Raw genomic sequence first — 22,321 nt, forward strand, 5'->3', positions numbered from 1 at the left:
GGGTGACCCGCGCTTCCCTGAACAAGCAGCCGCACGAAGTCGCCTCGATGTTCGACGACGTCGCGGAACGGTACGACCTGACGAACGACCTCCTCTCGCTCGGCCAGGACCGGCGCTGGCGCAAGGAGGTCGCGAAGGCGGTCGACGCGCGCCCCGCGCAGAAGGTCCTGGACCTCGCCGCCGGCACGGCCACATCCTCGCTGCCCTTCGCGCGGACCGGCGCGTACGTCGTCCCCTGCGACTTCTCCCTCGGGATGCTCCAGGTCGGCAAGAAGAGGCACACCTGGCTGCCGTTCACCGCGGGCGACGCGACGAGGCTGCCCTTCAAGGACGACACCTTCGACGCGGTGACGATCTCCTTCGGGCTGCGCAACGTGCAGGACACGGACGCGGCGCTGCGCGAGATGTACCGGGTCACCCGGCCCGGCGGGCGCGTGGTGATCTGCGAGTTCTCCCACCCGACATGGGCGCCGTTCCGCACCGTGTACACCGAGTACCTGATGCGGGCGCTGCCGCCGGTCGCGCGCGCGGTGTCCTCCAACCCGGACGCCTACGTCTACCTCGCCGAGTCCATCCGGGCCTGGCCCGACCAGGCCGCCCTCGCCGAACGGCTGCGCAAGGCGGGCTGGTCGAAGGTGGCCTGGCGCAACCTCACCGGCGGCGTGGTCGCGCTGCACCGGGGCTTCAAGCAGAGCTGACGACGGCGTACGGGTCACCGCCCGGCTCGCCCAGTTCGCGTCTCATCCCGCCGGAGGGCGGCCGCGGGACGCGCGGTTCCCGCACGCCTCCGCCGCCCTCGCCCTCCCCGAAGTCGAACCACACGTACACCATCGAGTCCCGCGGCACCTCGGCGCCGGGCTGCGGGTACTGGCGTACGACGTGGTCGACGACGGCGAGGTGGAAGTCCGGGCGGTCCGGCGCGTGGAGGGACAGACCCCGCGCCCGGGCCGTTTCGCGCGCGTCCACGGCCATCAGACCGACCAGACGCGGGACGCGCACTTCGGGTGTTTTGGGTGGTATGAGCACAGATGTCACCCCCAGCGATACAGGCAGGGTAACTCCCGCCCGGGCCGCCCGGAAGGCAACGGTGTCTTTCCGTAAGAGGCGACTACTGTGCGTAGTTGTCGGTGTGGGGGTCGGCGAGGGTGTCCGCGGGGGTGGCGGCGGCGGTGAGGGGGGCGGCGGGATGGTCGGTGAGGGTGAGTCGGAAGCAGAGCACCGGCTCGTCGAGCGTGGGGTGGGTGTAGGTCTCCGCCTGCTCCATGCCGAGGCGCCGGGCCACCGCCACGGACCGCTCGTTGCCCGCCCGGACCACCGCCACCACGCCCGGCACGCCCGCCGCACGCACCCGTGTGAGCGTCTCCCGGGCCGCCGCGGTGGCATACCCCTTGCCCCAGTACGCCCGACCGAGCCGCCAGCCGATCTCCGTCTCGCCGACCGGGCCCCAGTCCCGCGGCCAGGGCTGCGCCCCGGTGAAGCCGATGACCTCACCCGACTCGTCCAGCAGTGTCCACAGGCAGAAACCGTGCTCCGCGTCGTGCCGCCGCTGGCGCGCGGTGAGTTCCTCGTAGACCGACAGCTCCGCCGGTCTGCCGCCGTGGAACTCCATGACCTCCGGATCGGCGAAGACCCGGTGCCAGGCGACCGCGTCCTCGTGCGTGGGAACGCGCAGCCGTACCGTGGGGAGAGGTCGGTTCACAGGGCAGCCCTTCAGCCGGTTGATCAATTCTGCTGAATAGACTGCCCATGTCCAGTGCCGGTCGGCACACAGATTTCAACCCTTGGGGAGATCCCGCCGTGACCGTCGTGACCGAGCCCCTCTCCGAGAACACCGCCGACGTGATCGTCGTGGGCGCGGGGCCGGCCGGCTCCACGACCGCGTACCACCTCGCCAAGGCCGGTCTCGACGTGCTGCTCCTGGAGAAGACCGAGTTCCCCCGCGAGAAGGTCTGCGGTGACGGCCTCACCCCGCGCGCGGTGAAGCAACTCGTCGCCATGGGCATCGACATCTCCGAGGAGGCCGGCTGGCTGCGCAACAAGGGCCTGCGCATCATCGGCGGCGGCGTCCGCCTCCAGCTCGACTGGCCGGAACTCGCCTCCTACCCGAACTACGGCCTGGTCCGTAAGCGCGACGACTTCGACGAGCAGCTCGCCCGCAACGCCCAGAAGGCCGGCGCCCGCCTGTTCGAGCGCTGCAACGTCAGTGGCCCGGTCGTCGACGACCGCACCGGCCGCATCACCGGCGTCACCGCCAAGCTCGGCGAGGAGAAGCGCGAAGTCACCTTCCACGCCCCGCTCGTCGTCGCCGCCGACGGCAACTCCACCCGCCTCTCCCTGGCGATGGGCCTGCACCGCCGCGAGGACCGCCCCATGGGCGTCGCGGTCCGCACCTACTTCGAGAGCCCCCGCCACGACGACGACTACCTGGAGTCCTGGCTGGAACTGTGGGACCGCCGAGGCGCCCAGGACCGCCTCCTCCCCGGCTACGGCTGGATCTTCGGCATGGGCGACGGCACGTCGAACGTGGGCCTCGGAGTGCTGAACACCTCCGCCTCCTTCAAGGAGCTGGACTGGCGCGAGGTCCTCAAGGCCTGGTGCGCCTCCATGCCGGAGGACTGGGGCTACACCCCCGAGAACATGACCGGCCCCATCCGCGGCGCCGCCCTGCCCATGGCCTTCAACCGCCAGCCGCACTACACGCGCGGCCTGCTGCTCGTCGGTGATGCCGGCGGCCTGGTGAACCCCTTCAACGGCGAGGGCATCGCCTACGCCATGGAGTCCGGCCAGATCGCCGCCGACGTCATCGTGCAGGCCCACGCGCGCGCGACGCCCGCCCAGCGCGAGATCGCCCTCCAGCGCTACCCGCGCGTCCTCAAGGACACCTACGGCGGCTACTACACCCTCGGCCGCGCCTTCGTGAAGCTCATCGGCAACCCGAAGGTCATGCAGATCGCCGCCCAGCGCGGTCTGACCCACCCGATGCTGATGAAGTTCACCCTCAAACTCCTCGCGAACCTCACCGACCCCACGGGCGGCGACGCGATGGACCGCATCATCAACGGCCTGAGCAAGGTGGCGCCGAAGGCGTGACTAGGCGCTGAGAGCCGCGGCGTTGGCGGTCCGGCGGGCGTACACCTCGTCCCGCCGGTCCGCCATCTGCCGCAAGGCGTCCTTTTTCTCCCGCTTCGGGAGCCGGTCGAGATAGATCTGCCCGGCGGTGTGGTCGGTCTCGTGGGCGAGGCAGCGGGCGAAGTAGCCGGTGCCCTCGATGACGACCGGGCGGCCGTCCCTGTCCTGACCGCGGACGATGGCCCGGTCCGGCCGAGGTACGGCCAGCACGGCCCCCGGTACCGACAGGCAGCCCTCGCCCTCGTCCAGCAGCCGTCGTCCCTTCGTGGGCGTTTCCAGCACGGGATTGACGATGTGTCCGACATGCCGGACTCCGTCGTCGTCGGGGCAGTCGTACACGAAAAGGCGCAGATCGACCCCTACCTGATTCGCCGCCAGCCCCGCGCCCTCGGCGACGTACATGGTGCGGAACATGTCGTCGATGAGCGCGGCGAGGTCGGGTCCGAACTCCGTGACGTCCCGGCACGGCCTGTGCAGCACCTCCTCACCGACCTCGGTGATGCGGCGCACCGCACCCCGCCCGGCCTCGGGGGCGTACCGCGGGTAGTGGCCGACGGGGCTTCCCTGTACGAACACGCGTGGCATCGCGTGGACTCCTTCGCTCGTGACCGGACCACCGGACGGTGGCCCGAGCCGAGCATGCCAGGGAGGCCGACGGACGCGCGGGGGAAGTCGTGAGGCTCGGTCAGGGAAGCCGGCGGACGCGTCGGGGAGGCCGCGGGGCGTGTCGGGGTACGCGCAAGGGCCGCTGCCCCCGAGCGGCTGCGGCCCTGTGCGCGTGAGAGGCGCGGAGTGTGCTCAGAGCACCCGTACGGCGCCGGTGGGCGGGTCGTACGACAGCGGGCGCTCCACGACGCCGGTGGAGGGGTTCTGGGCGCCCACGAACATGCCGTCGCCGACGTACACCGCGACGTGGTACGCGCTGCCCGCGCTGCCCCAGTACAGGATGTCGCCCGGCTGAAGGTTGCTCAGCGAGACCTGGGTGCCGGCGGTCGACTGGTCCTGGGAGACGCGCGGCAGGCTGATGCCGACCTGCTTGAAGGCGGTCTGCACCAGGCCGGAGCAGTCGTAGGCGGACGGGCCGGTGGCACCGGAGACGTACGCCTTGCCGACCTGGGCCTTGACGAAGCTGATGACGGCCGCGGCCGAGCCGGTGGCCGTGGACGTGCTGGTGGAGGTGGAGGTGGAGGTGCCGGCCTCGGTGCCCGCCGTGGTGGAGAGCGTGGTCCGCTCCGCGGTGCGGGAGGCACGGGCGGCCTCCTTGCGGGCGGCCTCCTCGGCCCTCTTCTTGGCCTGGGCCGCCTTCTTCTTGGCCTCGGCGAGGTCCGCCTTCGCCTGCTTCGCGGCCTTGGCGGCAGCCGCGTCACGCTCGGCCTGCAGCTGGTAGTTCGCGGCGGCCTGCTCGGTCGCGTCCGCGGTCTGGGCAGCCTGAGCGGCCAGGTCGGCCGTCAGGGTGGGCAGTTCGAGGGTCTGCGTCACCGGCTCGGCAGCGTTCGCCGAGCCGGACGCACCGGCGACTGCCAGGGTGCCGAGGACGCCACCGGCGACACCGGCCCGCACGGCGAGGGTCGACGCGCTGCGGCGGGGCTTCCGGTGGCTGCGTATGTGAGCGGTGTGGGACATGGGAACAACCGGTACCAGGGGCTCCTTCATATCTTCAAGAAACGTGTCCTGCGCCACAGTTGCTCAATCGAGACCCGAAATCCCCCGCGCGTCACTCTTTATTGACGCCGTAACGGACATTGCGGACGCCCGTGATCAAGCCCTTGATCACGGTCTTTGATCATTACGTCCGAATTGCCCGCCGCCTACCACTGCTTGCGGTCGTTGGCCAAGCCCGGTTCTCAGAGGTCTCTCATCAATGTGGCGGAGGTCACGGAACGGCCGCCGTGACTGCGGCGTCCCGCGCGTGCGGCGGCTCGTGAACGCGTGCACGTGCCCGCACCCCGTCCACACCCCGCCCCGCCCTCCCTCTGATGTGTGAACGCGTCCCACTACCAGGCCTCGTAGTCCAGCGCCAATTTGCACGCAACGGAAGTCTCTTGATATTGAGACGCCCGCTCCGGCCTGCGATGACGTGCAGGATTGTCACTTATGGTGATCAACTGAACGCTTCGCGTATGAAGATCACTCATCATCCGACTTCATGATCCTTCGTCAGGTGGTGGAGATCACAAAGCTTGTGCAATACCCCGTGTCGCAGATCACAGAGCGGCGGGCATAAGATGCGAGGCAGTTGGGCTTGTGACCTGCTTCACATGTTCTCGATCTTCGCCCGGGACGAGCGGGGTGCGAGGGGCCGGTGAGGCAGGAGTGAGCCCAGTGCAACCGCCAGCAGTCAGCGCCGACTGAGAGGAGCGAGGAGCGGTGAACGCGTATGCGCCCATCCTCGTACTGGGAGCCCTCGGGGCAGGCTTTGCGATCTTCTCCGTGGTCATGGCCACGCTGATCGGTCCGAAGCGGTACAACCGCGCCAAGCTCGAAGCCTACGAGTGCGGCATCGAGCCGACACCCACGCCGGCGGGCGGCGGGCGCTTCCCCATCAAGTACTACCTGACGGCGATGCTCTTCATCGTCTTCGACATCGAGATCGTCTTCCTCTACCCCTGGGCCGTCAGCTTCGACGCCCTGGGGATTTTCGGGCTCGTGGAGATGCTGCTCTTCGTGCTCACCGTCTTCGTCGCGTACGCGTACGTATGGCGGCGCGGCGGCCTGGAATGGGACTGAGGGGCCTTTAACGACATGGGACTCGAAGAAAAGCTGCCGAGCGGCTTCCTGCTCACCACCGTCGAGCAGGCCGCGGGCTGGGTGCGCAAGGCGTCCGTCTTCCCGGCCACCTTCGGCCTCGCCTGCTGCGCCATCGAGATGATGACCACCGGCGCCGGGCGCTACGACCTCGCCCGCTTCGGCATGGAGGTCTTCCGCGGCTCGCCGCGCCAGGCGGACCTGATGATCGTCGCCGGCCGGGTCAGCCAGAAGATGGCGCCCGTCCTGAGGCAGGTCTACGACCAGATGCCCAACCCCAAGTGGGTGATCTCCATGGGCGTCTGCGCCTCCTCCGGCGGCATGTTCAACAACTACGCGATCGTCCAGGGCGTCGACCACATCGTGCCGGTCGACATCTACCTGCCCGGCTGCCCGCCGCGCCCCGAGATGCTGATGGACGCGATCCTCAAGCTCCACCAGAAGATCCAGTCCTCCAAGCTCGGCGTGAACGCCGAGGAAGCGGCCCGCGAGGCGGAGGAGGCGGCGCTCAAGGCCCTGCCCACGATCGAGATGAAGGGGCTGCTGAGGTGAGCGACGCGAACGGCACCGGCGCGGGCGGAGTCAACGGCTCCGCGAAGGGGGCGAACGGGACCCCGGACGGAGCGAACGGGTCCGCGAACGGGGTGAACCCCGAGAAGGACCTCTCCGCCTCCAACCTCCCCGGCCAGCGCGGCCAGGGCGGCGAGGAGATCCGCGTCCAGCGCGGCATGTTCGGCGCCAACAACGGAGGGGACACCTCCGGCTACGGCGGCCTGGTCCGCTCGGTCCGACTCCCGGGACCGGCGGTCCGCCCTTACGGCGGCTGGTTCGACGAGGTCGCCGACGAACTGGAGGGCGCCCTGGAGGAACAGGGCCTCCTGCCCGAGAACGCCATCGAGAAGACGGTCGTCGACCGCGGCGAGCTGACCTTCCACATCGAACGCGAGCACCTGCTCCACGTCGCCCGCACCCTGCGCGACGACCCGGCCCTGCGCTTCGAGCTGTGCACCGGCGTCAGCGGCGTCCACTACCCGAACGACAAGGGCCGCGAGCTGCACGCCGTCTACCACCTGCGCTCGATCACCCACAACCGGCTGATCCGCCTCGAAGTCAGCGCCCCCGACAGCGACCCCCGCGTCCCGTCGCTGGTCTCCGTCTACCCGACCAACGACTGGCACGAGCGCGAGACCTACGACTTCTTCGGAATCGTCTTCGACGGTCACCCGGCCCTGACGCGGATCATGATGCCGGACGACTGGCAGGGCCACCCGCAGCGCAAGGACTACCCCCTCGGCGGCATCCCCGTCGAGTACAAGGGCGCCCAGATCCCGGCTCCGGACCAGCGGAGGTCGTACTCGTGAGCACTTCCCAGGCATCCCCTCGCGAGACCACCGAGGGCACCGTATATACGGTCACCGGCGGCGACTGGGACGAGGTCGTCCAGTCCGCGGCCCGCGCCGACGACGAACGCATCGTCGTCAACATGGGTCCCCAGCACCCGTCCACCCACGGAGTGCTCCGCCTGATCCTGGAGATCGAGGGCGAGACGGTCACCGAGGCCCGCTGCGGCATCGGCTACCTCCACACCGGCATCGAGAAGAACCTCGAATTCCGCACGTGGACGCAGGGCACCACCTTCGTCACGCGCATGGACTACCTGACGTCCTTCTTCAACGAGACCGCCTACTGCCTCGCCGTCGAGAAGCTCCTCGGCATCGAGGACCAGATCACCGAGCGCGCCAAGATCATCCGGGTGCTCCTGATGGAGCTGAACCGGATGTCCTCCCACCTGGTGTGCATCGCCACCGGCGGCATGGAGCTGGGCGCCACCACGATCATGATCTACGGATTCCGTGATCGTGAAATGATTCTCGACCTCTACGAGCTGATCACGGGCCTGCGCATGAACCACGCGTACATCCGGCCCGGCGGACTCGCCCAGGACCTGCCGCCCGGCGCGGTGGACCAGATCCGCGAGTTCGTGAAGAAGATGAAGAAGAACCTCCCGGAGTACGACAAGCTCGCCACCGGGAACCCCATCTTCAAGGCCCGCATGCAGAACATCGGCTACCTGGACCTGGCCGGCTGCATGGCGCTCGGCGCGACCGGCCCGATCCTGCGCTCCACGGGCCTGCCGCACGACCTGCGCAAGGCCCAGCCGTACTGCGACTACGAGACGTACGACTTCGACGTCCCGACCGCCGACACCTGCGACGCCTACGGCCGCTTCCTCGTCCGCCTGGAGGAGATGCGCCAGTCGCTCCGGATCATCGAGCAGTGCCTGGACCGGCTCCAGCCCGGCCCGGTCATGGTCGCCGACAAGAAGATCGCCTGGCCCGCCCAGCTCGCCCTGGGACCGGACGGACTCGGCAACTCCCTCGACCACATCAAGAAGATCATGGGCACCTCCATGGAGGCCCTGATCCACCACTTCAAGCTGGTCACCGAGGGCTTCCGCGTCCCGCCGGGACAGGCGTACGCGGCCGTCGAATCACCCAAGGGCGAACTCGGGGTGCACGCCGTCTCCGACGGCGGCACCCGTCCCTACCGGGTCCACTTCCGCGACCCGTCCTTCACCAACCTGCAGGCCATGGCGGCGATGTGCGAGGGCGGCCAGGTCGCCGACGTCATCGTCGCCGTCGCGTCCATCGACCCCGTGATGGGAGGCGTCGACCGGTGACCACCTCTTCTTCCGAGCGGGGCGTCAGCCTGGGCATGCCCGAACTGCCCGCACCCGCCTACCCGGACGAGGTCCGGGCCCGGCTGGAGGCGGACGCGCGCGAAGTGATCGCGCGCTACCCCGACTCCCGGTCCGCCCTGCTGCCGCTGCTCCACCTCGTGCAGTCCGAGGAGGGCCATGTCACGCGCACCGGGATGCGGTTCTGCGCGGACATGCTGGGCCTGACCACGGCCGAGGTCACCGCCGTCGCCACCTTCTACACCATGTACCGGCGCCGGCCCTCCGGCGACTACCAGGTGGGCGTGTGCACCAACACGCTGTGCGCGGTGATGGGCGGCGACGCGATCTTCGAGACCCTCCAGGAACACCTGGGCGTCGGCAACGGCGAGACCACCGACGACGGCAAGGTCACCCTGGAGCACATCGAGTGCAACGCGGCCTGCGACTACGCGCCGGTCGTGATGGTCAACTGGGAGTTCTTCGACAACCAGACCCCGGCGACCGCCAAGCGCCTGGTCGACGACCTGCGCGCCGGACGGCCCGTCCAGCCCACGCGCGGGGCGCGGCTGTGCACCTTCAAGGAGACCGCGCGGATTCTGGCCGGCTTCCCCGACGAGCGGCCCGGGGCCGTCGAGGAGGGCGGCAGTGCGGGACCCGCGTCGCTGGTGGGCCTTCGCCTGGCAAGGGGAGAGACCGCACCCGCGCGCGTGGTCCATCCGCGCGGAGGTCCGCACGAGGAGCCGCAGGACAGGGTGCACGAGCCGTCACCGGCCGAGCACCTCAGCTCCCACGACGCGCCGCTGGACACATCGGCCTCCGATCCCTCGCACCCCGCGGGGCCTACCGCAGAGGAGGGGGAGTGATGACCGTGGCAGCCGAACTCAAGGACTCAAGCCCGGAGAAGCTGCTCGCACCCGTGCTGTCGGCCTTCTGGGACGAGGACCGGTCCTGGACACTGGACGTCTACCGGAGGCACGAAGGGTACGAGGGGCTCCGCAAGGCCCTCGCCATGTCGCCGGACGACCTGATCGCGTACGTCAAGGACTCCGGGCTGCGAGGCCGCGGCGGCGCGGGATTCCCGACCGGAATGAAGTGGCAGTTCATTCCTCAGGGTGATGGAAAACCGCACTATCTAGTTGTCAACGCCGACGAATCGGAGCCGGGCACCTGCAAGGACATCCCGCTCCTCTTCGCGAACCCGCACAGCCTCATCGAGGGCATCGTGATCGCGTGCTATGCCATCAGGTCGTCGCATGCCTTCATCTATCTGCGTGGTGAAGTCGTCCCCGTTCTGCGGCGGTTGCACGAGGCCGTGCGCGAGGCCTACGCGGCGGGCTACCTCGGCGAGAACATCCTGGGCAGCGGACTCGACCTCCAGCTCACCGTGCACGCGGGCGCCGGCGCGTACATCTGCGGTGAGGAGACCGCACTGCTCGACTCGCTCGAAGGCCGCCGTGGCCAACCGCGGCTCCGTCCCCCCTTCCCTGCGGTGGAAGGCCTCTACGCCTGTCCGACTGTGGTGAACAACGTCGAGTCGATCGCGTCGGTTCCCGCCATCCTGAAAAACGGCAAAGACTGGTTCAGGTCGATGGGCAGCGAGAAGTCCCCGGGCTTCACGCTCTACTCGCTCAGCGGCCACGTCGCGAGCCCCGGCCAGTACGAGGCCCCGCTCGGCATCACCCTGCGCCAGCTCCTCGACATGAGCGGCGGCATGCGGCCGGGCCACCGCCTGAAGTTCTGGACCCCGGGCGGCTCCTCGACGCCGATGTTCACCGACGAGCACCTCGACGTCCCGCTCGACTACGAGGGCGTCGGCGCCGCCGGCTCCATGCTCGGCACCAAGGCCCTGCAGTGCTTCGACGAGACGACCTGCGTGGTGCGGGCCGTGACCCGCTGGACCGAGTTCTACGCCCACGAGTCCTGCGGCAAGTGCACGCCCTGCCGCGAAGGGACGTACTGGCTGGTGCAGTTGCTGCGGGACATCGAGGCCGGCAAGGGCGTCATGTCCGACCTCGACAAGCTGAACGACATCGCCGACAACATCAACGGCAAGTCCTTCTGCGCCCTCGGCGACGGCGCCGCATCCCCGATCTTCTCCTCGCTGAAGTACTTCCGTGAGGAGTACGAGCAGCACATCACGGGCCGGGGCTGCCCCTTCGACCCGGCCAAGTCGACGGCCTGGGCGGACCGCCCGGAGGTGAACGCATGACCGTGACCACGAGCGCCCCCACGGGAGGGGGCCAGGCGGCGGTCCCGCCGGAGGACCTCGTCACGCTGACGATCGACGGCATCGAGATCAGCGTGCCCAAGGGCACCCTGGTGATCCGGGCCGCCGAGCAGCTCGGCATCGAGATCCCGCGGTTCTGCGACCACCCCCTCCTGGACCCGGCCGGTGCCTGCCGCCAGTGCATCGTCGAGGTCGAGGGCCAGCGCAAGCCGATGGCGTCCTGCACCATCACCTGCACCGACGGGATGGTGGTGAAGACCCACCTCACCTCCCCGGTCGCGGAGAAGGCCCAGCACGGTGTGATGGAGCTGCTGCTCATCAACCACCCGCTGGACTGCCCCGTCTGCGACAAGGGCGGCGAGTGCCCGCTGCAGAACCAGGCGATGTCGCACGGCAACGCCGAGTCCCGCTTCGACGGCAAGAAGCGGACCTACGAGAAGCCCGTACCGATCTCCACCCAGGTACTGCTCGACCGCGAGCGGTGCGTGCTGTGCGCCCGCTGCACCCGCTTCTCCAACCAGATCGCCGGCGACCCCATGATCGAGCTGGTCGAGCGGGGCGCGCTCCAGCAGGTCGGCACCGGTGAGGGCGACCCGTTCGAGTCGTACTTCTCCGGCAACACCATTCAGATCTGCCCGGTCGGCGCGCTCACCTCGGCCGCCTACCGGTTCCGCTCCCGCCCCTTCGACCTCGTCTCCTCGCCGTCGGTGTGCGAGCACTGCTCCGGCGGCTGCGCCACCCGCACCGACCACCGGCGCGGCAAGGTCATGCGGCGGCTCGCCGCCTACGACCCCGAGGTCAACGAGGAGTGGATCTGCGACAAGGGGCGCTTCGCGTTCCGGTACGCGCAGGGGAAGGACCGTCTCGACACGCCGCTGGTGCGCAACGCCGACGGTGTCCTGGAGCCCGCGTCCTGGCCGGAGGCACTGGAAGCCGCGGCGCGGGGCCTGACCGCGGCCCGCTCCCGGGCCGGCGTCCTCATCGGCGGCCGGCTGACCGTCGAGGACGCCTACGCGTACAGCAAGTTCGCGCGCGTGGCACTCGACACCAACGACATCGACTTCCGCGCGCGCGTGCACAGCGGCGAGGAGGCCGACTTCCTGGCCGCGCGGATCGCCGGCCGCGGCCGCGACCTCGACGGTACGGGTGTCACGTACACCTCCCTGGAGAAGGCGCCCGCGGTCCTGCTGGTCGGCTTCGAGTCCGAGGAGGAGGCACCGGGCGTCTTCCTGCGGCTGCGCAAGGCCTGGCGCAAGCGCAAGCAGCAGGTGTTCGCGCTGGCCACGCACGCCACGCGGGGCCTGGAGAAGGCGGGCGGCACCCTGCTGCCGGCCGCTCCCGGCACCGAGACGGAGTGGCTGGACGCGCTCGCGAGCGGCGTCGGCCTGGAGGAGCCCGGCACGCGTGCCGCCGAGGCCCTGCGCACCGAGGGCGCCGTCATCGTCGTAGGGGAGCGGCTGGCCGGTGTCGCGGGTGGTCTCACCGCCGCGCTGCGCGCCGCGACCGCGACCGGCGCCGAGCTGGTGTGGATCCCGCGCCGGGCCGGTGAGCGCGGCGCGGTCGAGGCGGGCGCGCTGCCCTCGCTGCTGCCGGGCGGCCGCCCCGCGACCGACCCGCGCGCGCGGGAGGAGGTCGCCGCCGCCTGGGGCCTGGCCGAACTCCCGCTGCGCTACGGCCGCGACACCCACCAGATCATCGAGGACGCCGCCTCCGGTGAACTGTCCGCGCTGGTGGTCGCCGGCGTGGAGGTCGCCGACCTGCCCGACCCGGCACGCGCGCGTGAGGCGTTCGACGAGGTCGGCTTCCTGGTGTCGCTGGAGCTGCGGCCCAGCGAGGTCACCGAGCGCGCCGACGTCGTCCTGCCGGTCGCCGCGGTCGCCGAGAAGGCGGGCAGCTTCCTCAACTGGGAGGGCCGGGTGCGCTCCTTCGAGGCCGCGCTCAAACCCGACCAGATGACCCGCCGGCTCGCGCCGACCGACGCGCGCGTGCTGCACATGCTCGCCGACGCGATGGACGTCCATGTGGGCCTGCCGGATCTGCGGACCACACGTGCGGAGATCGACCGGCTCGGCTCCTGGGACGGCCCCCGCGCCTCCGGGCCCGTGGAGTCCGCGGGCCCGCTGCCCCGTCCGGCCGCCGGCGAGGCCGTACTCGCCGGCCACCGGCTGCTGCTCGACCAGGGCGTCCTGCAGGAGGGCGACGAGGCGCTCGCCGGCACCCGGCACGCCGCACGCGCGCGCGTGTCCGCCGCGACGGCCGCCGAGGCGGGCGTCGGGGACGGCGGCACCCTGGCCGTCACCGGCCCGGCGGGCACGGTCGAACTCCCCCTCCAGGTCACCGAGATGCCCGACCGGGTGGTCTGGCTCCCGCTGAACTCCGTCGGCACCGGCGTCGCCTCCGACACCGGGGCACGGCCCGGCTCCCTCGTCCGCATCGGTCCGGCGGCTCTCGCCGGCGAGGCCCCCAAGGAGGTGGAGGCATGAGCCCGTACCTCGCCGCTGAAGACCTCTCGATGTTCGGCCGCGACCCCTGGTGGCTGGTCGTCGTCAAGGCGGTGTTCTGCTTCGCCTTCCTGATGGTGACGGTGCTGTTCTCCATCGTCTGGGAGCGCAAGGTCGTCGCCTGGATGCAGCTGCGCATCGGCCCCAACCGGCACGGCCCCTGGGGCATGCTCCAGTCGCTCGCCGACGGCGTGAAGCTGATGCTCAAGGAAGACATCATCGTCAAGCGCGCGGACAAGGTGGTCTACGTCCTCGCGCCGATCGTGGCGGCCATCCCGGCCTTCATGGCGATCGCGGTGATCCCCTTCGGGCCGGCCGGCAACGAGATCTCGATCTTCGGCCACCGCACCACGATGCAGCTCACCGACCTGCCGATCGCGATGCTCTACATCCTCGCGGTCGCCTCGGTCGGCATCTACGGCATCGTGCTCGCGGGCTGGAGCTCCGGATCCACCTACCCGCTCCTCGGCGGCCTGCGCTCCTGCGCGCAGATGATCTCGTACGAGATCGCCATGGGCGCCGCGTTCGCCTCCGTGTTCCTGTACTCGGGCTCGATGTCGACGTCCACGATCGTCGAGCAGCAGCACGACCGCTGGTACATCCTGCTGCTGCCGGTCTCCTTCATCCTGTACATCGTCACGATGGTCGGCGAGACCAACCGCGCCCCCTTCGACATGCCGGAGTCCGAGGGCGACCTGGTCGGCGGCTTCAACACCGAGTACTCCTCGATCAAGTTCGCGATGTTCATGCTCGCCGAGTACGTGAACATGGTGACGGTCTCGGCCGTCTCGACCACCCTGTTCCTCGGCGGCTGGCGCGCCCCCTGGCCGGTCAGCGGCTTCTGGGAGGGCGCGAACCACGGCTGGTGGCCGCTGCTGTGGTTCGTCATCAAGGTCCAGCTGCTGCTGTTCTTCTTCATCTGGCTGCGCGGCACGCTCCCGCGCGTCCGCTACGACCAGCTGATGAAGCTCGGCTGGAAGGTCCTCATCCCGGTCTCCGTGACCTGGCTGATGCTGGTCGCGACCGTCCGCGCCCTGCGCAACGAGAACTACGACTTCGCCGACATCGCCCTCTACGTCGGCGGCGGTGTCCTCGCGCTGCTGCTGATCTCCTTCGTCGCCGACATGTTCCGCGAGAAGGCGAAGCCGGTCGAGCAGCCCGCCGAGCAGCCGGCCTTCGACCCGATGGCGGGCGGGTTCCCCGTCCCGCCGCTGCCCGGACAGGAGCTGCCGCCGGTGCCCCGGCGCAGGTCACGCCGGGAGCGGGAGCTGATTGTCAGTGGCGGGACGGACACTGTCAGTGACGGATCTTCGGATGGAAAGGAGGCGTCCGATGGCTGAGGAGCCTCAGGAGACCGGGCGGACCGAGCCCGGCTTCCAGAACCCGGTGGCCGGCTTCGGCGTGACCTTCAAGGCCATGTTCAAGAAGCGGCTGACCGAGCAGTACCCGGAGCAGAAGAAGACCACGGCTCCGCGGTTCCACGGACGGCACCAGCTCAACCGCCATCCGGACGGCCTGGAGAAGTGCGTCGGCTGCGAGCTGTGCGCCTGGGCCTGCCCCGCCGACGCCATCTACGTGGAAGGCGCCGACAACACCGACGAGGAGCGCTACTCGCCGGGCGAACGGTACGGCCGCGTCTACCAGATCAACTACGCCCGCTGCATCCTGTGCGGGCTGTGCATCGAGGCGTGCCCCACGCGCGCGCTCACGATGACGAACGAGTTCGAGCTGGCCGACTCCAGCCGCGCCAACCTCATCTACACCAAGGAGCAGCTGCTCGCCGGCCTCGAAGAGGGCATGGTCGACACGCCGCACGCGATCTTCCCGGGGACGGACGAGCAGGACTACTACCGCGGCCTGGTGACGCAGGCCGCGCCGGGCACCGTCCGCCAGGCCGCCGTCTCCAAGGGCGAGGAGCCGCAGGAGGCCGCGTCCACCTTCGGCGAGGACGAGCCGGCCTCGGAAAAGGTGGTCGGCCGATGAGCGCGCAGCACCTCGCCGCCTACACCACCTCCACCGGTGAGGCGTTCCAGTTCTGGGTCCTCGGCACGATCGCGGTGATCGGCGCCCTGTGCACCGTCTTCATGAAGAAGGCCGTGCACAGCGCGCTCAGCCTCGCCGGCACCATGATCGTCCTGGCGGTGTTCTACCTCGCCAACGGCGCCTACTTCCTGGGGATCGTGCAGATCGTCGTCTACACCGGCGCGATCATGATGCTGTTCCTGTTCGTGGTGATGCTCGTCGGTGTCACGGCCGCGGACTCCCTGAAGGAGACCATCAAGGGCCAGCGCTGGCTGGCCCTCGTGTGCGGCGTCGGCTTCGGCGTCCTGCTGTTCGCGGGCATCGGCAACGCCTCCCTGAAGGAGTTCAACGGCACCGGCCAGGCGAACGCGAACGGCAACGTGGAGGGCCTCGCGTCCCTCATCTTCACCAAGTACGTCTTCGCCTTCGAGATCACCGGCGCCCTGCTGATCACGGCCGCGGTCGGCGCCATGGTGCTCACCCACCGCGAGCGCACCGAGCGCGCCAGGACCCAGCGCGAGCTGTCCGAACAGCGCATCCGCGAGGGCGCCCACATCCCGCCGCTGCCCGCCCCCGGTGTCTACGCCCGGCACAACGCCGTGGACATCGCGGGCCTGCTGCCCGACGGCACCCCGTCCGAGCTGACCGTCAACAAGACGCTGCGCGAACGCGGCCAGATCCGTGACGTGTCCGCGGAGGCGCTCAACGACCTGCGGGCACTGGAGCAGCGCGCGGAGGAACGCCTGGCGCGCCGGGCGATCGAGCCGGAGACGTTCAAGCGGCCCGAGGAGGCGTCGAAGTGAACCCGGTCAACTACCTCTACCTCGCCGCCCTGTTGTTCACGATCGGCGCGACGGGCGTGCTGATCCGGCGCAACGCCATCGTGGTCTTCATGTGCATCGAGCTGATGCTGAACGCCTGCAACCTCGCGTTCGTCACCTTCTCCCGGATGCACGGCAACCTCGACGGCCAGATCATCGCCTTCTTCACGATGGTCGTCGCCGCCGCGGAGGTCGTGGTGGGCCTCGCGATCATCGTGTCGCTGTTCCGTACCCGCCACTCGGCCTCGGTCGACGACGCCAGCCTGATGAAGCTGTAAGGGGTCGGAAGAATCGTGGAGAACCTGATCGCGCTGCTCATCGCGGCGCCCCTGCTCGGAGCGGCCGTCCTCCTGGTCGGCGGCCGGCGGCTCGACGCCGTCGGCCACTGGATCGGCACCCTGCTGTCGTTCGTCTCCTTCGCCCTCGGTGTCGCGCTCTTCGCCGACCTGCTGGGCAGGGGAGCCGAGGACCGGACCCTGATGCAGCACCTGTTCAGCTGGATCCCGGTGGCCGGCTTCCAGGCGGACGTCACCTTCCGCCTGGACCAGCTGTCCATGACGTTCGTACTGCTGATCACGGGCGTCGGCTCGCTGATCCACCTGTACTCGGTCGGGTACATGGAGCACGACGAGCGGCGCCGCCGCTTCTTCGGCTACCTGAACCTGTTCCTCGCGGCGATGCTGCTGCTCGTCCTCGCCGACAACTACCTGCTGCTGTACGTCGGCTGGGAGGGCGTCGGCCTCGCCTCGTACCTGCTGATCGGCTTCTGGCAGCACAAGCCCAGCGCCGCCACGGCCGCGAAGAAGGCGTTCCTGGTCAACCGCGTCGGCGACATGGGCCTGTCGATCGCGATCATGCTGATGTTCACCACCTTCGGCAGCTTCGCGTTCGGCCCGGTCCTCGGCCACACCGGTGACACCTCCGAGGGCAAGCTCACCGCGATCGGCCTGATGCTGCTGCTCGCCGCGTGCGGCAAGTCCGCCCAGGTGCCGCTCCAGTCCTGGCTCGGGGACGCCATGGAGGGCCCGACCCCGGTCTCCGCCCTCATCCACGCGGCGACGATGGTGACCGCGGGCGTCTATCTGATCGTCCGCTCCGGCGCGATCTTCAACGCCGCCCCCGACGCCCAGCTGGCCGTCACCGTCGTCGGTGCGGTCACGCTCCTGTTCGGTGCGATCGTCGGTTGCGCCAAGGACGACATCAAGAAGGCGCTGGCCGGCTCGACCATGTCGCAGATCGGCTACATGGTGCTGGCCGCCGGCCTCGGCCCCATCGGCTACGTCTTCGCGATCATGCACCTGGTGACGCACGGCTTCTTCAAGGCCGGTCTGTTCCTCGGCGCCGGTTCCGTGATGCACGGCATGAACGACGAGGTCGACATGCGCCGCTACGGCGGCCTGCGGAAGTACATGCCGGTCACGTTCATCACCTTCGGCCTCGGTTACCTCGCCATCATCGGCTTCCCGGGCCTGTCCGGCTTCTTCTCCAAGGACAAGATCATCGAGGCGGCGTTCGCCAAGGGCGGCACCGAGGGCTGGATCCTCGGCGGCGCGGCCCTGCTCGGTGCGGCCATCACCGCCTTCTACATGACGCGCGTGATGCTGATGACGTTCTTCGGAGAGGAACGGTGGCGCCACGCCCCGACCCCGTCCCCGGCCGAGCCCAGCGTGGAGCCCGCCGCCGAGACCCGCGGCGAGTACGCCGAACCGCACCCGCACGAGTCCCCGAAGGTCATGACGATCCCGATGATCGTCCTGGCCGTCGGATCCGTCTTCGGCGGCGGCTTCTTCAGCATCGGCGACCGCTTCCTCGACTGGCTGGAGCCCGTCACGGGCCACCGCGAGGGCGACTCCCCGCTCAGCGCGGCCACGGTCACCGGCGCCACCATGGTCTGCCTGGTCATCGGCGTCGCCATCGCCTGGGCCCAGTACGGCCGCAGGCCCGTCCCGGCCATCGCCCCGCGCGGCTCCCTGCTCACCCGCGCCGCCCGCCGCGACCTGCTCCAGGACGACTTCAACCACGTGGTCCTGGTACGCGGCGGCGAGCACCTCACGCGCTCCCTGGTGTACGTCGACCACACCCTGGTCGACGGCGTCGTCAACGGCACGGCGGCCGGCTTCGGCGGCCTGTCCGGACGGCTGCGCCGGCTCCAGAACGGCTTCGCCCGCTCCTACGCGGTCTCGATGTTCGGCGGCGCGGCACTCCTGGTCGCCGCGACCCTGCTGATGAGGGCGGTCTGATACCGATGTCCTTTCCTCTGCTGACAGCGACGGCGGCGCTCCCGGCCCTCGGGGCCGTCGCCACGGCCGCCGTACCGGCCGCCCGGCGCACCGCCGCCAAATGGCTGGCGCTGGTCGTCTCCCTCGCCACGCTCGCCCTGGCGGTCACCGTCCTGGTCCGCTTCGACCCGGACGGCGCCCGCTACCAGCTCACCGAGTCCCACGCCTGGATCAAGGACTTCGGCGTCAGGTACGAGCTGGGCGTCGACGGCATCGCGGTGGCGCTGATCGCGCTGACCGCCGTACTGATCCCGTTCATCATCCTCGCCGGCTGGCACGACGCCGACCCGCTGGAGACCGGAAGCCGCCGCTGGCGGCCCACCCAGGGCTTCTTCGCGCTGATCCTGGCGGTCGAGGCGATGGTGGTCATCTCCTTCGAGGCCACCGACGTCTTCGTCTTCTACATCTTCTTCGAAGCCATGCTCATCCCGATGTACTTCCTCATCGGCGGCTTCGGGGACCGGGCCCACGAGCACGGCGAGGAGACGGCGGCCACCCAGCGGTCGTACGCGGCGGTGAAGTTCCTGCTGTACAACCTGGTCGGCGGCCTGATCATGCTGGCAGCGGTGATCGGCCTCTACGTCGTCGCCGGGAACTTCTCGCTCACCGAGATCGCCGAGGCCCGCGCCAACGGCTCGCTGCACATGGCGACCAGCACCGAACGCTGGCTGTTCCTCGGCTTCTTCTTCGCCTTCGCGGTGAAGGCGCCGCTGTGGCCGCTGCACACCTGGCTGCCCAACGCCATGCAGGAGTCCACCGCCCCGGTCGCCGTGCTCATCACAGCGGTGGTCGACAAGGTGGGCACCTTCGCGATGCTCCGCTTCTGCCTCCAGCTGTTCCCGGAGGCGTCGAAGTGGGCGACGCCCGTCATCCTCGTCCTGGCACTGATCAGCATCGTCTACGGCGCGCTGCTCGCCGTCGGCCAGCGGGACATCAAGCGCCTGGTGGCGTACGCGTCGATCTCGCACTTCGGCTTCATCATCATGGGCATCTTCGCGATGACCAGCCAGGGTCAGTCCGGCGCCACGCTCTACATGGTCAACCACGGCATCTCGACCGCCGCGCTGATGCTGGTCGCCGGCTTCCTGATCTCCCGGCGCGGCTCGCGGCTCATCGCCGACTACGGCGGTGTGCAGAAGGTCGCCCCGGTGCTCGCCGGCACCTTCCTGATCGGCGGCCTCGCCACCCTCTCGCTGCCCGGACTGGCGCCGTTCGTCAGTGAGTTCCTGGTCCTGGTCGGCACGTTCACGCGCTACCCGGTGATCGGCATCATCGCCACCTTCGGCATCGTGCTCGCCGCGCTGTACACCCTCGTGCTGTACCAGCGGACGATGACCGGCCCGGTGAAGCCGGAGGTCTCGGCGATGCCCGATCTCCGGGTGCGCGAGCTGGTCGTCGTCGCCCCGCTGATCGTGCTGCTGATCTTCCTGGGCGTCTATCCGAAGCCCGTGACGGACATCGTCAACCCGGCGGTCAAGCAGACCATGTCCGACGTCCAGAAGAAGGACCCCAAGCCCGAGGTGGAGGCGGCCAAGTGAGCGCACCAGCCGTCCACAGCCTGTGGACAACAGCGGCCGACCCGATCTCGAAGATCGACGCGCCGAAAATCGAATACGGACAATTGTCGCCGACGCTGATCGTCATCGGTGCGGCGCTGGTCGGGGTGCTCATCGAGGCGTTCGTGCCGCGCCGGTCCCGCTACTGGGCGCAGGTGTTCGTGTCCGTCGTGGCCCTGTGCGCCGCGTTCGCCGCGGTCGTCGCCCTCGCGGCCGACGGGTACGGCACCACCAAGGCGCACATCGCGGCCATGGGCGCGATCGCGGTCGACGGCCCGGCCCTCTTCCTGCAGGGCACGATCCTGCTGGCCGGCCTGGTCGGCCTGTTCACCTTCGCCGAGCGGCGTCTGGACCCGGCCGCACACGGCAAGCGGGTCGACTCCTTCGCCGCGCAGGCCGCCTCCGTACCCGGAAGCGACAGCGAGAAGGCCGCGGTGAGAGCGGGCTTCACCACCACGGAGGTCTTCCCGCTCCTCCTCTTCGCGATCGGCGGCATGCTCGTCTTCCCGTCGGCCAACGACCTGCTGACCCTGTTCGTGGCCCTGGAGGTCTTCTCCCTCCCGCTGTACCTGCTGTGCGCGCTGGCCCGCCGCAAGCGGCTGATGTCGCAGGAGGCCGCGGTCAAGTACTTCCTGCTGGGCGCGTTCGCGTCCGCGTTCACCCTGTTCGGCATCGCGCTGCTGTACGGCTACGCGGGCTCCGTCTCGTACGCCCGCATCGCGCAGGTCGTCGACGGCACGGCCACCGACGTGGACCCGGCACTCGCGAACACCATGGGCAACGACGCGCTGCTGCTGATCGGCGGCGCCATGCTCGTGATGGGCCTGCTGTTCAAGGTCGGCGCCGTGCCGTTCCACATGTGGACGCCCGACGTCTACCAGGGCGCGCCCACCCCGGTGACCGGCTTCATGGCGGCGGCGACCAAGGTGGCCGCGTTCGGCGCGCTGCTGCGCCTGCTGTACGTCGTCCTGCCCGGGCTGCGCTGGGACTGGCGGCCGGTCATGTGGGCCGTGGCGATCATCACCATGCTGGGCGGTGCGATCGTCGCCATCACCCAGACCGACATCAAGCGGCTGCTGGCGTACTCGTCCATCGCGCACGCCGGCTTCATCCTCGCGGGTGTCATCGCCACCTCGAAGGACGGCGTGTCGTCCGTCCTCTTCTACCTGGCGGGCTACTCCTTCGTCACGATCGGTGCCTTCGCCGTGGTCACGCTGGTCCGCGACGCGGGCGGCGAGGCGACGCACCTGTCCAAGTGGGCAGGGCTGGGCCGCCGCTCCCCGCTGGTGGCGGCGGTCTTCGCGGTGTTCCTGCTGGCCTTCGCCGGCATTCCGCTGACCTCCGGTTTCGCCGGGAAGTTCGCCGTGTTCAAGGCGGCGGCGGACGGTGGTGCGGCGCCGCTGGTCGTGGTCGGTGTGATCTCCTCGGCGATCGCCGCGTTCTTCTACGTCCGGGTGATCGTGCTGATGTTCTTCAGCGAGCCGAGGCCGGAGGGCCCGACCGTCGCCGTCCCGTCCCCGCTGACCATGGTCGCGATCGGCCTGGGCGTGGCGGTGACGTTGGTCCTCGGTGTGGCCCCGCAGTACTTCCTGGACCTGGCGAGCCAGGCGGGAGTGTTCGTGCGCTGACGTTCCTCGCGTAGATGCCGCTGCCCGGCGCCCCCGCTCAGGGTGCCGGGCAGCTGTGTTGTCGTCTGCCGCCTGTTACCGGTCCTTTGCGGGCCGCGCTTTGATCATGGTGAGGTCCAGGGCGATCGGGAACGGGACGTCCACCTTCATTTCCTCACGGAAGATCCCCACGCTGGTGTATGCACCGGTGGCAGGTTCCAGCTCGAAGACATGTACGGCAGCACGGCCTTTTTCGTCCTCGACCCTCCAGTAGTGGGGGATCCCTGCCCGGGCGTACTTCAACGGCTTGGTCTCGCGGTCGCGCGAAACGGAATCCTCGGAGACGACCTCGACGGCCAGCACGATGGCGTCTGCGGGAAAACGGGTCTGATCAGAGGCCGTCCACGCGTCCGCTCGCAGCACGATCACATCCGGTTCAGGCCGGTTCTGCCGATCGATATCGATGGTGAACTCGCGGAACACCTCCAGGTCCGATGGGGCCAGGGACTGCAGCTGCCACTTGAAGAAGTCAACCACTCGCTCGTGAAAGGCGGTCTGCGGACTCACGAAGACCAGGCTCCCGTCGATCAATTCCGTGTGCGGAGGAAGATTCGGGAGGCGGTCCAGGTCGTCGGCGGTCCATCCGCCCTTCGGCGGGGTCGGCCAGCTGGGCGTGGACGCCTTCGGTGCGACGTTCATCAGTGCTCCCATACGACGGAGTCTCGCCAGTGCGTTCAGGCTATCGGGCGGAAAG

At 69.5% G+C, this 22,321-nt stretch carries 20 protein-coding genes and 1 pseudogene; 16 read left to right on the plus strand and 5 right to left on the minus strand.

Going from position 1 to position 22,321, the window contains the following annotated elements:
• Window positions 1-2: 2 nt before the first annotated feature.
• A complete protein-coding gene (locus IEZ20_RS13630; RefSeq protein ID WP_189298019.1) occupies window positions 3-698 on the plus strand; it encodes a demethylmenaquinone methyltransferase in 696 nt (231 codons plus the stop codon).
• On the opposite strand, the gene IEZ20_RS13635 is transcribed toward IEZ20_RS13630, so the two are convergent.
• Window positions 685-999: a PASTA domain-containing protein gene (locus IEZ20_RS13635; protein ID WP_189298021.1), complete on the minus strand. Its 315-nt coding sequence runs from the start codon at window positions 997-999 to the stop codon at window positions 685-687. The two genes, IEZ20_RS13630 and IEZ20_RS13635, sit on opposite strands and share 14 nt — an antisense overlap.
• Window positions 1,000-1,195: 196 nt before the next feature.
• Window positions 1,196-1,699, minus strand: a pseudogene (locus IEZ20_RS13640) (GNAT family N-acetyltransferase); the annotation flags it as partial.
• A gap of 98 nt (window positions 1,700-1,797) precedes the next feature.
• On the opposite strand from IEZ20_RS13640, the gene IEZ20_RS13645 reads away from it, so the two are divergent.
• Complete coding sequence (locus IEZ20_RS13645) at window positions 1,798-3,090, plus strand: geranylgeranyl reductase family protein (RefSeq protein WP_189298023.1); 1,293 nt, start codon at window positions 1,798-1,800, stop codon at window positions 3,088-3,090.
• On the opposite strand, the gene def is transcribed toward IEZ20_RS13645, so the two are convergent.
• Window positions 3,091-3,714, minus strand: coding sequence for a peptide deformylase (gene def / locus IEZ20_RS13650; protein WP_189298025.1), 624 nt, complete (start codon window positions 3,712-3,714; stop codon window positions 3,091-3,093).
• Between the two features lie 213 nt (window positions 3,715-3,927).
• Window positions 3,928-4,752 (minus strand): C40 family peptidase, encoded by an 825-nt coding sequence (locus IEZ20_RS13655; protein ID WP_189298027.1) that lies wholly within the window; start codon window positions 4,750-4,752, stop codon window positions 3,928-3,930.
• Window positions 4,753-5,496: 744 nt separating this feature from the next.
• On the opposite strand from IEZ20_RS13655, the gene IEZ20_RS13660 reads away from it, so the two are divergent.
• Genes IEZ20_RS13660 through nuoN form a run of 14 tightly spaced genes read left to right on the plus strand, consistent with a single transcriptional unit; the run spans window position 5,497 to window position 21,588 of the window.
• The gene (locus IEZ20_RS13660) at window positions 5,497-5,856 is read left to right on the plus strand and encodes an NADH-quinone oxidoreductase subunit A (protein WP_003967084.1); all 360 of its coding nucleotides are present in this window, start codon (window positions 5,497-5,499) and stop codon (window positions 5,854-5,856) included.
• 15 nt (window positions 5,857-5,871) lie between these two features.
• Window positions 5,872-6,426, plus strand: coding sequence for a NuoB/complex I 20 kDa subunit family protein (locus tag IEZ20_RS13665; protein WP_007383964.1), 555 nt, complete (start codon window positions 5,872-5,874; stop codon window positions 6,424-6,426).
• Window positions 6,423-7,235, plus strand: coding sequence for an NADH-quinone oxidoreductase subunit C (locus IEZ20_RS13670; protein ID WP_373303928.1), 813 nt, complete (start codon window positions 6,423-6,425; stop codon window positions 7,233-7,235). The genes IEZ20_RS13665 and IEZ20_RS13670 overlap by 4 nt, the downstream gene beginning before the upstream one ends.
• Window positions 7,232-8,554 carry an NADH-quinone oxidoreductase subunit D gene (locus IEZ20_RS13675; RefSeq protein WP_189298029.1) on the plus strand — a complete coding sequence of 441 codons (1,323 nt, stop codon included), beginning with the start codon at window positions 7,232-7,234 and terminating at the stop codon, window positions 8,552-8,554. The genes IEZ20_RS13670 and IEZ20_RS13675 overlap by 4 nt, the downstream gene beginning before the upstream one ends.
• Complete coding sequence (gene nuoE / locus IEZ20_RS13680) at window positions 8,551-9,417, plus strand: NADH-quinone oxidoreductase subunit NuoE (protein ID WP_189298031.1); 867 nt, start codon at window positions 8,551-8,553, stop codon at window positions 9,415-9,417. The genes IEZ20_RS13675 and nuoE overlap by 4 nt, the downstream gene beginning before the upstream one ends.
• A complete protein-coding gene (gene nuoF, locus IEZ20_RS13685) occupies window positions 9,414-10,763 on the plus strand; it encodes an NADH-quinone oxidoreductase subunit NuoF (protein WP_189298033.1) in 1,350 nt (449 codons plus the stop codon). Before nuoE ends, nuoF begins: the two co-directional genes overlap by 4 nt.
• Window positions 10,760-13,264, plus strand: a complete 2,505-nt coding sequence (locus tag IEZ20_RS13690; protein ID WP_189298035.1) for an NADH-quinone oxidoreductase subunit G — start codon at window positions 10,760-10,762, stop codon at window positions 13,262-13,264. Before nuoF ends, IEZ20_RS13690 begins: the two co-directional genes overlap by 4 nt.
• The gene (gene nuoH, locus IEZ20_RS13695) at window positions 13,261-14,622 is read left to right on the plus strand and encodes an NADH-quinone oxidoreductase subunit NuoH (protein ID WP_189298037.1); all 1,362 of its coding nucleotides are present in this window, start codon (window positions 13,261-13,263) and stop codon (window positions 14,620-14,622) included. The genes IEZ20_RS13690 and nuoH overlap by 4 nt, the downstream gene beginning before the upstream one ends.
• Window positions 14,615-15,265 carry an NADH-quinone oxidoreductase subunit NuoI gene (nuoI, locus tag IEZ20_RS13700; protein WP_189298039.1) on the plus strand — a complete coding sequence of 217 codons (651 nt, stop codon included), beginning with the start codon at window positions 14,615-14,617 and terminating at the stop codon, window positions 15,263-15,265. Before nuoH ends, nuoI begins: the two co-directional genes overlap by 8 nt.
• A complete protein-coding gene (locus tag IEZ20_RS13705) occupies window positions 15,262-16,107 on the plus strand; it encodes an NADH-quinone oxidoreductase subunit J (RefSeq protein WP_189298041.1) in 846 nt (281 codons plus the stop codon). The genes nuoI and IEZ20_RS13705 overlap by 4 nt, the downstream gene beginning before the upstream one ends.
• Entirely contained in the window at window positions 16,104-16,403 is a 300-nt protein-coding gene (gene nuoK, locus IEZ20_RS13710) for an NADH-quinone oxidoreductase subunit NuoK (RefSeq protein ID WP_023547474.1), read from the plus strand. Before IEZ20_RS13705 ends, nuoK begins: the two co-directional genes overlap by 4 nt.
• Before the next feature lie 15 nt (window positions 16,404-16,418).
• On the plus strand, window positions 16,419-18,365 hold the full coding sequence (gene nuoL, locus IEZ20_RS13715; RefSeq protein ID WP_189298043.1) for an NADH-quinone oxidoreductase subunit L: 1,947 nt from the start codon (window positions 16,419-16,421) through the stop codon (window positions 18,363-18,365).
• A gap of 5 nt (window positions 18,366-18,370) precedes the next feature.
• Window positions 18,371-19,942, plus strand: a complete 1,572-nt coding sequence (locus tag IEZ20_RS13720; protein WP_189298045.1) for an NADH-quinone oxidoreductase subunit M — start codon at window positions 18,371-18,373, stop codon at window positions 19,940-19,942.
• Entirely contained in the window at window positions 19,939-21,588 is a 1,650-nt protein-coding gene (gene nuoN / locus IEZ20_RS13725) for an NADH-quinone oxidoreductase subunit NuoN (RefSeq protein ID WP_189298047.1), read from the plus strand. The genes IEZ20_RS13720 and nuoN overlap by 4 nt, the downstream gene beginning before the upstream one ends.
• A gap of 75 nt (window positions 21,589-21,663) precedes the next feature.
• Here the strand turns inward: nuoN and IEZ20_RS13730 are convergent, their stop codons facing one another.
• Window positions 21,664-22,266, minus strand: coding sequence for a Uma2 family endonuclease (locus IEZ20_RS13730; protein ID WP_189298527.1), 603 nt, complete (start codon window positions 22,264-22,266; stop codon window positions 21,664-21,666).
• Window positions 22,267-22,321: the final 55 nt, after the last annotated feature.

This window comes from Streptomyces cinerochromogenes (genome assembly GCF_014648635.1).
Lineage (GTDB): Bacteria > Actinomycetota > Actinomycetes > Streptomycetales > Streptomycetaceae > Streptomyces > Streptomyces cinerochromogenes.

Excerpts from the sequence above, each read along its gene's own strand:
- IEZ20_RS13665 (WP_007383964.1), top strand. The coding sequence starts at position 5,872 with ATGGGACTCGAAGAAAAGCTGCCGAGCGGCTTCCTGCTCACCACCGTC.
- IEZ20_RS13705 (WP_189298041.1), top strand. The coding sequence starts at position 15,262 with ATGAGCGCGCAGCACCTCGCCGCCTACACCACCTCCACCGGTGAGGCG.
- IEZ20_RS13690 (WP_189298035.1), top strand. The coding sequence starts at position 10,760 with ATGACCGTGACCACGAGCGCCCCCACGGGAGGGGGCCAGGCGGCGGTC.
- nuoI (WP_189298039.1), top strand. The coding sequence starts at position 14,615 with ATGGCTGAGGAGCCTCAGGAGACCGGGCGGACCGAGCCCGGCTTCCAG.
- nuoH (WP_189298037.1), top strand. The coding sequence starts at position 13,261 with ATGAGCCCGTACCTCGCCGCTGAAGACCTCTCGATGTTCGGCCGCGAC.
- IEZ20_RS13730 (WP_189298527.1), bottom strand. The coding sequence starts at position 22,266 with ATGAACGTCGCACCGAAGGCGTCCACGCCCAGCTGGCCGACCCCGCCG.
- IEZ20_RS13655 (WP_189298027.1), bottom strand. The coding sequence starts at position 4,752 with ATGTCCCACACCGCTCACATACGCAGCCACCGGAAGCCCCGCCGCAGC.
- IEZ20_RS13720 (WP_189298045.1), top strand. The coding sequence starts at position 18,371 with ATGTCCTTTCCTCTGCTGACAGCGACGGCGGCGCTCCCGGCCCTCGGG.
- def (WP_189298025.1), bottom strand. The coding sequence starts at position 3,714 with ATGCCACGCGTGTTCGTACAGGGAAGCCCCGTCGGCCACTACCCGCGG.